The sequence below is a fragment of the Nostoc sp. CHAB 5715 genome (assembly GCF_020829685.1).
Taxonomy (GTDB): domain Bacteria; phylum Cyanobacteriota; class Cyanobacteriia; order Cyanobacteriales; family Nostocaceae; genus Nostoc.
On the sequence record NZ_JAIVFR010000198.1, the window covers coordinates 1 to 9,180 of the forward strand.

General features: G+C 43.4%; 11 protein-coding genes. 5 read left to right on the top strand and 6 right to left on the bottom strand.

Features of this window, described 5'->3' with window-relative positions; genetic code table 11:
- Nucleotides 1–158: 158 nt before the first annotated feature.
- Entirely contained in the window at nt 159–656 is a 498-nt protein-coding gene (locus LC574_RS13070) for a DNA-binding transcriptional regulator (RefSeq protein WP_229453921.1), read from the top strand.
- Between the two features lie 69 nt (nt 657–725).
- Nucleotides 726–914 (top strand): hypothetical protein, encoded by a 189-nt coding sequence (locus tag LC574_RS13075; protein ID WP_229453922.1) that lies wholly within the window; start codon nt 726–728, stop codon nt 912–914.
- Here LC574_RS13075 and LC574_RS13080 read toward each other — a convergent pair.
- From LC574_RS13080 to LC574_RS13105, 6 genes are all read right to left on the bottom strand, one after another.
- On the bottom strand, nt 911–1,162 hold the full coding sequence (locus LC574_RS13080) for a hypothetical protein (protein ID WP_229453923.1): 252 nt from the start codon (nt 1,160–1,162) through the stop codon (nt 911–913). The genes LC574_RS13075 and LC574_RS13080 overlap by 4 nt on opposite strands.
- A gap of 263 nt (nt 1,163–1,425) precedes the next feature.
- The gene (locus LC574_RS13085; RefSeq protein ID WP_229453924.1) at nt 1,426–1,722 is read right to left on the bottom strand and encodes a type II toxin-antitoxin system RelE/ParE family toxin; all 297 of its coding nucleotides are present in this window, start codon (nt 1,720–1,722) and stop codon (nt 1,426–1,428) included.
- Nucleotides 1,719–1,949 carry an addiction module protein gene (locus LC574_RS13090; protein WP_118162842.1) on the bottom strand — a complete coding sequence of 77 codons (231 nt, stop codon included), beginning with the start codon at nt 1,947–1,949 and terminating at the stop codon, nt 1,719–1,721. The genes LC574_RS13085 and LC574_RS13090 overlap by 4 nt, the downstream gene beginning before the upstream one ends.
- 163 nt (nt 1,950–2,112) lie before the next feature.
- Nucleotides 2,113–4,215 (bottom strand): NAD(P)H-quinone oxidoreductase subunit 5, encoded by a 2,103-nt coding sequence (locus tag LC574_RS13095; protein WP_229453925.1) that lies wholly within the window; start codon nt 4,213–4,215, stop codon nt 2,113–2,115.
- 241 nt (nt 4,216–4,456) lie between these two features.
- A complete protein-coding gene (locus LC574_RS13100) occupies nt 4,457–4,843 on the bottom strand; it encodes a co-chaperone YbbN (RefSeq protein WP_229453926.1) in 387 nt (128 codons plus the stop codon).
- A 398-nt stretch (nt 4,844–5,241) separates the two neighbouring features.
- A complete protein-coding gene (locus LC574_RS13105; RefSeq protein ID WP_229453927.1) occupies nt 5,242–5,964 on the bottom strand; it encodes an NnrU family protein in 723 nt (240 codons plus the stop codon).
- Nucleotides 5,965–6,176: 212 nt separating this feature from the next.
- On the opposite strand from LC574_RS13105, the gene LC574_RS13110 reads away from it, so the two are divergent.
- The 3 genes from LC574_RS13110 to LC574_RS13120 all read left to right on the top strand — a co-directional run bounded on the left by LC574_RS13110 (nt 6,177) and on the right by LC574_RS13120 (nt 9,169).
- Nucleotides 6,177–7,190, top strand: coding sequence for a LysR family transcriptional regulator (locus tag LC574_RS13110; protein WP_229453928.1), 1,014 nt, complete (start codon nt 6,177–6,179; stop codon nt 7,188–7,190).
- A gap of 301 nt (nt 7,191–7,491) precedes the next feature.
- Nucleotides 7,492–8,892: a protein kinase gene (locus LC574_RS13115; RefSeq protein ID WP_229453929.1), complete on the top strand. Its 1,401-nt coding sequence runs from the start codon at nt 7,492–7,494 to the stop codon at nt 8,890–8,892.
- Between the two features lie 25 nt (nt 8,893–8,917).
- Entirely contained in the window at nt 8,918–9,169 is a 252-nt protein-coding gene (locus LC574_RS13120; RefSeq protein ID WP_229453930.1) for a hypothetical protein, read from the top strand.
- Nucleotides 9,170–9,180: the final 11 nt, after the last annotated feature.

The following is a 9,180-nucleotide window of genomic DNA, read 5'->3' on the forward strand; positions in this document are numbered from 1 at the left end:
GGCGTTCCCATTCCACCTATGAAAATTCAGCAAGTAATCGTAGATGAATTAAAGAGGCGACGTAATGAAGCAAAACGTTTGTATACTGAAGCTGAAAATTTACTCACAGAAGCAAAAGCCCGTATTGAACACATGATATTGGGAGAAGAAGAGGTGACATGAAGGAGGGCAGTAAATACCAGCCACTCCTTGAATTTTTGCGTGGCAGTGAGCAAAATGAAATAACTTTATCATTTGCTGAAATTGAAACTTTAATAAAAGATACTTTGCCCAATTCAGCAAAAAGTAAACGAGCATGGTGGAGTAATCGTAGCAAAGGCGCATTACAAGCTTCAGCTTGGATAGAAGCAGGATATAGGGTTGAAGATGTTGATTTTGATAAGCAGCAAATCAAATTTTATAAACCTCCTAATAATTTTCAAGTTCAGGTTAAAGGTGACACTGTACTGTGGAATAGTGAATTAATCAAAGCACTGCGTCTTCACATGGGTTTAACACAGGTACAGTTTGCAGAAAGGCTTGGGGTGCGTCAGAAAACAGTCAGTAATTGGGAAAATAGTCTTTATGTAATACCTCGCTCTACCTGCAAACATTTGGAATTGGTGGCTGAAGCAGCCGGATTTAGATATCACAAAGAGCCAGAAAGTTCAGAATAGTTAATTGACATCTTAGTAATTTATTTATTATATTGTCAGGATAGCATTTGCTTCTGGCAGTAGTCAAGCATGAATATTCAAAACACCGAACCAAAAGCCCTCTTTCTCTCGCCTGACGGTAACGTATACCCAGACAGCCTAATTTGCTCCGGCATTATCCCCGGAGAACTCGACGGCAAACCCTGCCCCCATTCCCAAGCCTACGGTGTACACACAAGTCTGAAGTTGCTCAAGAATCTGGGTTTTACCCCACCCTAACCACTGCTTGAATTCAATGAATGACACCTCCAATTCAATAAACGACCACCCGAAATCAATAAACGACCACCCGAAATCAATAAACGACCACCCAAAATCAATAAATGACCACCCGAAATCAATAAACGACCACCCGAAATCAATAAACGACCACCCGAAATCAATAAACGACCACCCGAAATCAATAAACGACCACCCGAAATCAATAAACAAGGAAAACCAGGCGACCTCTGCCCAACCTGCGCCAAACAACAACTTGCACACCTTGGACACTGGCAAGGTCACAGAAATCAAATATTCCCTGAAGAACTGCGATCGCTGCGGTTGTTCAAGTGCCGGATGTGGCTATGGCTAGTTGTCCCAGGACTTCACGACCATGATGCAACCCAGCTTTTATCACAAAATCTATGAGATGAGAGTGTTTAGAAGCGATGAAAACACACTCACACTTACAGCAACCCGACAACAAAATTTAGGGGGTTTAAATCCCCTATTAATTGATTTCTGAATTCTATTCTCGACCAATCCAGTACACAGGCTTACGTTTGTGATGTGCTATGGCTAGAATACGAATTAAATTATCATCAACAACACGGTATAGGAGTGAATAAGGAAATTTAGGCAGAATCAGCCGACGAACAAATCCTCGAACTACTACACCAGCAGCAGGATAACGCATAAGGAGATTGATTGCACCTTGTACTTCTGTCAAGTAATCTAGCCCTAGCCCCTGATTTTGTTCCTCGTAATAACTTGCGATATCAACCAGTTCTTGCTCTGCCAATGGATGAAATACAATTCTTTTCATTGTAAAGATGCACGAACTCGTTGAAACACTTCTTCAGCCGGAATACCAGTAATTTGATTTGTGTTCATATCTTCATCACGCTTCTGGGCTTCTTCAGCCCAACTAGCCGCAATTTCTTGATCTATTCCACTTTCTTGACCCAATCTTTCCAGTAATCTTGCTAATAAAATCACTTGAGAATCTTTTGGAAGTGCAAGAACTTCGGCTTCAAGCTGTTCAAGGGTCATAGTGAGTACCTAAACTCTCTAGTACAGTACCTCTTATTTTACTGGAAGTACAAACCATAAAACCTCAACAGTTAACACTGCTGAGGAATTCAAGCTAAAAAAAGGAGTCTAAATTAGACTCTTAAAAAACTTAGGGGCGGACAGCCGCCCACCCCTATTAAAATCAGGTAACACCAAATACAATCACTAAGCCCAAAACAGCCCCAAACACAATCAAGGCATAGAATTGAGCGCGACCGTTTTCTAGGTACTTCAGACCTTCACCGCTAACAAGAGTGAAAAAGCCTGTGAGGTTAACAGCACCATCGACAACGCGGAAGTCAACTTCCATAACTTGTCTGGCTACGCGACGCAAGCCGAGGACAAAAACCCGATGGTAAATGTCATCAAAGTACCACTTGTTGAGGGATAACTCGTAAAGTGGTTTGATTTTAGCAGCGATCGCAGCCGGGTCAATTTTACGGCGCAAATACATCAGCGAAGCCAGGGTAATCGCAATCAAAGATATTCCGACTGAGGCACCCGCCATGATGTAGAATTCCGTCGGATTGAACTCGGAAGCCTTTTCTATAACTTCGGAGAGAGTTTCACTAGGAGGAAAGATAAACTCTTCAAAATAATTGGCGTAGGGAGTTCCCACCAAACCAATTAAAATCGAAGGCACAGCCAACAGTGCCAACGGTAGCGTCATTGTCCACGGCGATTCGTGGGGGGAGTCGCTGTGATGCCCGTGGGAGTCATGGGAGTCATGCTGCTGACTAGTTGCCGCCAATTCTCCTTTCTTCATCGCCCCAGGCCCAAAATTCGGGGCTAGTTCTTCTGACTCTAACTCCAGAACAATTGTCACCGCAGCCTTCTTAAGTTTTTCCTTGATTTTCTCGTCAGTACCCCGGAATTTGCCTTCAAATGTCGAGAAATACATTCTAAACATATAGAAAGCCGTAATCCCGGCAGTTAGCCAACCGATAAACCAGAGAAATGGGTTAGCCTCAAAAGCCTTCCCCAGAATTTCGTCTTTTGACCAGAAACCAGCAAAGGGTGGAATACCAGAAATTGCCAAGCAACCAATCAAAAAGGTAGTTGCCGTGACGGGCATATACTTTCGCAGTCCACCCATCAAGCGCATATCTTGCGCTAAGGCGGGGTCGTGTCCAACGACACCTTCCATACCGTGAATTACAGAACCTGAACCCAAGAACAGCATCGCCTTGAAATAGGCGTGGGTCATCAGGTGGAATAGTCCAGCACTGTAGGAACCTATTCCCATTGCCATCACCATGTAACCAAGTTGGGAAATGGTGGAGTAAGCCAAGCCCTTTTTGATGTCGTTTTGGGTAATGGCAATGGTTGCCCCCAAAAACGCCGTAAACGCCCCAGTAAAGGCAATGACATTCATTGCGGCTGGAACGTCTTCAAATACTGGGTACATCCGGGCAATCAGGAAAACACCCGCCGCCACCATTGTTGCCGCGTGAATCAAGGCAGAAATGGGGGTGGGGCCTTCCATCGCATCTGGTAGCCAGACGTGGAGGGGGAATTGGGCTGATTTTGCAACTGGGCCTAAGAAAACTAAAATCGCAAACAGGACAGCGAGAAAATTGCTGATAGTACCTGATTCGACAAGTTGGGCGAGGCGATCGCCCATTACATTAAAATCAAAGCTTCCTGTTGCCCAGAACAGCCCCAAAATGCCGAGTAACAAACCAAAGTCGCCTACGCGGTTGGTCACAAACGCTTTTTGAGCGGCATCTGCTGCTGACTTGCGATCAAACCAAAAGCCGACCAGCAAGTAAGAACACATCCCGACCAGTTCCCAGAATATATAAATCTGTACTAGGTTGGGGCTGACCACCAGACCTAACATTGAAGAGCCAAACAAACTGAGATAGGCGTAAAACCGCACGTAACCGGGATCGTGAGCCATGTAGCCATCGGTGTAAACCATGACTAACAACGCTACCGTTGTTACAATCACCAGCATTAGGGCAGTCAGGTGGTCAATAGTGTAGCCCATGCTCAGGTGAAAATTACCTGCTGCCGCCCACTCAAAGGTGCGAATATAAGACGCATGTCCTTGAATTTGACTCCATAGCAAGGCAAGCGACAGCCCCATAGCTGCTGCCATCATGGAGATAATCACCACAGCGTTAAGCTGGCGGAGGCGGTTTGTCACCTGATTCAACGAGATTAACCCTAGACCGACCAGCATTGCCCCAAGAAGAGGGAATACCGGAATCAGCCAGGCATACTGATAGATTACTTCCATCACTGACGCCTACTTTTAGAATTCTTAATTAACGTGTCGGAACTGTTAATAATTGTGACACACACCCTTTAGGATAAAATAACCCACCCAAGACTGAGTTGGGTGGGGTGTTAAGCATGGTTTTAGATTTGGTCATTAGTCATTAGTCATTAGTCATTGGTCATTAGTCATTAGTCATTAGCCCCATGCCCCATGCCCTATGCCCTATGCCCCATGCCCTATGCCCTATGCCCAATATCCATCAGGCTGACCGACACTCTAAGTCCACTGTTTTTGAACTCTTGTAAATTTTCGGGCAACTGGTGTACCTAGCTTTAATGTCTTCTAAAGCTAGACGTAAATCTTCTCTACCGCGAAAGCATTCCAAGCGATGGCGAATAGTGCCATTTTCAATCAATAGTAAAGTGGGTAGTGATTTGAGCCTATAAGTAGTAGACAATTTAAAATTTTGATCGGCGTTAACCCCAACTAATTTAATTTCTTCCCCACATTGGGCTTGAAATTGCAATAACAGTGGGTGGATAATCCGACATAAGCCACACCAAGGTGCTTCAAAATTAACTAAAACAGGAATAGGTGATTCTAAAACTTCTTGAGTAAATGTCCGCTCACTAACCGACAACACCATGACGCCTCTTGGATTATAAGGTTTTTATATTAAAGTGAAGGATTGGCAAGTCAGTAACCGCCGATAGATGCTTTCAGGAACCAAATCTCAGGACACAGAATAATTAGCCAAAAATTGAGCGTGTTGATGTGTCTCTGACAATAAAAGCCAGCGGGACTCTCACGGTGGCTTTTTTGGACGTTAGGCTCCTGATTGCGGTGGCCACCTGGGGATCTGACTGAATCTGCCATTTTTTCCCAAGGAAAAGCAACTGCCCAACAACTACCAATTTAAAATCTTAAACTCGACTCAGACCACCCCCATCGATAGATGTTTTAACTTATCCTACATTGATTTAGAGCAATTGATAAGCTGAAATCCTCATCTATTTGGGATTTTCTGCTGACACTGGGGATCGCCTAGATTTCCCATCTTATCTTACTAGTTGCTTCCAGCAACAGAGGGTGCGAGAACCAAAGCAAAGCTATGAAAATGACAACTCCCAAATAAGAAGGACGAAAAAATTCCTGCCATTTGATAGATTGACGTCCGTCGATAATTGCTTTAAAGGGAATAATTGATGTCCGTTGTTTGGCAATTTCAAAGGCTTCCCCATAGCGATCGCTTAGACGGCGATCGCCATGCCAAACTCCAAACAAGTGATGCAACACCAATCCAATGGAAGTCACAAGGGTAAAGGTAGTACCCAACCATAGAGTATGGGCAACACACCAAATTATTTGTCCTACCATCTGGGGATGACGGGTAATCCGAATAATTCCTGTTTCGTAGAGATGAACTTGGGGCTTTTGAATGGCAGCAATTTCTAGTAGATTGAAGGTAGCAGGATATAAAAATAAAAACGAGATAGCTGACAACAGCCAAACAAATTCTCGCACTCCTGGTACTCCTTGTACCTGCCAAAGTTGCAAACCATCATAGCGATGCCCAAAAAAGTAAATAATTAATATTACAGCCAACGGTAGGCTAACTAATGCAAAGAAAACGCGATAAAGCCTTGGGCCAATATATTTTTCTGCCCAAGGACGCAAAGCAGCGCCTCCACTGTGAGCGATCGCAAAAACTATTTGTAGCCCCAGCATGACAAAATGACTGGGTGTCAACCAAGAAATCAACAGCATATACACGGGTGAAATAATTTAAAGAAAATGGAACTCAGTACAACCAATACCACAAAGTATTCAAAGGGAGACTTTAGTCAAGATGTTGTGCTACTGTCTTTTTCAAGTCAAGGTTTCAAGTTTAATATGCAAGAAATCATACCTGGCTGATTGCTGCCAAACCTGATTTGTTGTGTGCATCCGCTCCTTTCAAAGTTTGTGGTTTGAGCCTTATGTCTGACCTTCCTTTCACTTTAGATCAGTTACGTATCCTCAAAGCGATCGCACAAGAAGGAAGCTTCAAGCGTGCCGCTGATAGTCTTTACGTCTCCCAGCCTGCCGTTAGCTTGCAAGTGCAAAATCTCGAACGGCAGCTAGATGTCCCCCTATTTGATCGGGGAGGACGACGCGCCCAATTAACCGAAGCAGGGCATCTACTTCTAAGTTACGGTGAAAAAATCCTCAGTCTGTGTCAGGAAACCTGCCGCGCGATCGAGGATTTACAAAATCTCCAAGGCGGTACTTTAATTGTCGGTGCTTCTCAAACCACCGGCACTTATCTTTTGCCCAAAATGATCGGCATGTTCCGACAAAAATATCCAGATGTGGCAGTGCAATTACACGTCCACTCTACTCGGCGGACTGCTTGGAGTGTCGCTAACGGACAAGTTGATTTGGCAATTATCGGCGGTGAAATTCCCGGTGAACTATCAGAATCCTTGGAAGTTGTTTCTTACGCTGAAGACGAACTAGCGCTAATTTTACCTGTTTTTCATCCCTTTACCAAACTGGAAAAAATCCAAAAAGAAGACCTATACAAATTACAATTCATTGCCCTAGATTCCCAATCGACTATCCGCAAAGTAATTGACCAAGTGCTAGCACGCTGTGAAATTGATACCAGACGTTTTAAGGTTGAAATGGAATTAAATTCCATTGAAGCAATTAAAAATGCTGTGCAATCTGGTTTAGGGGCTGCCTTTGTTTCAACTAGCGCGATCGCTAAAGAGTTACAAATGGGTGTTCTGCACCGTACCCTCATTGAAGGCGTTGTCGTCAAACGGACACTGTGGCTGATTTTTAATCCTAATCGCTATAGATCCAAGGCCGCAGAAGCTTTTAGTCGGGAAATTTTACCCCAGTTTGCTAATCCTGGATGGAGTCAAGATGTGTTAACATTGGCACAAAAAAGCATAGTGATAACTACATTGGATATAACGACGTCCACCTCTTCCGCCGAAGACTAAAATTTGGTGATTAGTCCTACCCTTAGGGCGTCTACGTCATTTGTCTGATGTTTTTTGTGAATGACCAATGACTAAATAATTCGTAATGATGCTTGTGGACTTGCTACCGCTGCGCTAACGTAATTCGTAATTATTATTTCATAGCTTTTCGCGTAGCCTAGCTTAGGCAAGCTAAGAATTTGACATCAGTAAAAAAGTTTCGTGTTCTTGATAAAGAAGTTTAGTTTTTATGTAACCTGAATGAATTACGAATTACGTATTATCAATTACGAATTATTTTGACTAATGACTAATCACGAAAATGGAAGTTTACTGTACTCGTCCACGTTGCCCACGCCCACAAAACTATTTTGCCGATTTAGATGATATTACGACGCTGAAAACAACGCAGCAAAAATACTGTACTACCTGTGGTATGCCATTGCTGCTAGATGGTCGATATGTCCCCGTGAAGCTACTGGGAAGAGGGGGATTTGGAGCAGCCTTTTTGGCACGCGATCGCCGAATACCAGGAATGCGTCAATGCGTAGTTAAGCAGTTTCAACCTGCGGGAAATTTAACCTTAAATCAACTGCAACAAGCACAGTTGATGTTTGAGAGAGAGGCAGATGTTTTAGCACAACTTGGTAACGATCACGAGCAAATCCCTGACTTGTTTGCTTTCTTTCCAGTGATAGTTAATGGTTTGCAACCAGGACAGCAAGACCAGTTTTTTTACTTGGTACAAGAATACATTGATGGGCAAAACTTAGAGGAAGAATTAGTTCAACAGGGCAAATTTTCTGAACAGCAAGTGTTGGAGGTGCTGCAAGAAATCCTAAAGGTGCTAAAGTTTGTCCATCATAGAGGCATTATCCACAGAGATATAAAACCCTCTAATATCATGCGCCGTCGTGATGGTAGACTTTTTCTCCTAGATTTTGGCGCAGTTAAGCAAGTAACAAATGCTGCACTTGGTTCTGCTGCTTCTTCCACAGGAATTTATTCTATGGGATTTGCACCACCAGAGCAGATGGCTGGGGGTCAAGTCTTCCCATCTACGGATTTATACGCTTTGGCTGTAACTATTATTATTTTGTTGACAAATCAAGAAGCAGTTCAACTGTTTGATGCCTATAGTAACCAATGGAAATGGCGAATGCAAGTAACTGTCAGCCCTCGCCTTGCTGACATATTAGACAAGATGCTGCTACCTGCTGCCAATCAGCGCTTTCAGTCAGCCCAAGAAGTTCTAGATGCACTGAACTCACAGGCGGCTCAAGCCCATACACAACTTAATTCGCCCTCTGTAACACTTTTGCCACAACCACCCAGTTCTAGTCCCGTCGTCCCCCGCCGTTTACCAACTCAACCAGCCTTTTCGACAGTGGAATTATTGGGTGGGGCGGCATTTAGTGGATTTGAAGGGGCATTGATAGCGATCGCCCTCTTCAGTTTAGTAAAATCACCAATAATTACTTTGGCTACTTCCGCCCTGATTTTAGGTATACTAATTTTTGCCCAAACTAGGCGGTGGATTGAAAAGTTCGATTTATTAATTATTCCAACAATTAGTTTTGCGATTATTTTGTTTGTGCCCTTTTTACAAGGGGGGCTTGGCATTCAAGGAGTAGTTTTTTTAGCAGTTGGAGCAGGCTTAGTAGCGATTTCCTTAACAGCCGTATTTCGACTTATTTATAAATTATTATCTCTGATACTTTAAAAACTCTTGCTGCTAACAGCCACCTATGTCTCAAAAAAATGAAACACTTAGTCTTTTCTTAGCTGCTATCATCACCATTGGCTTAATTTTTAGTGGCTTATGGTTTTTTATGGAACGGTGGGCGCAACTAAATGGAACTGTTCCTAAACCTTCGGGGAGTAGCAACACAGATAATCCCACAAACCAGTTTGTCAATAAATGTAACGTGCCAAATCTCCCAGAGGGAACATTCAACTATGGTGGAAGTACAACCTGGGCACCCATTCGTAAAGACTAAGTGTTTCATTT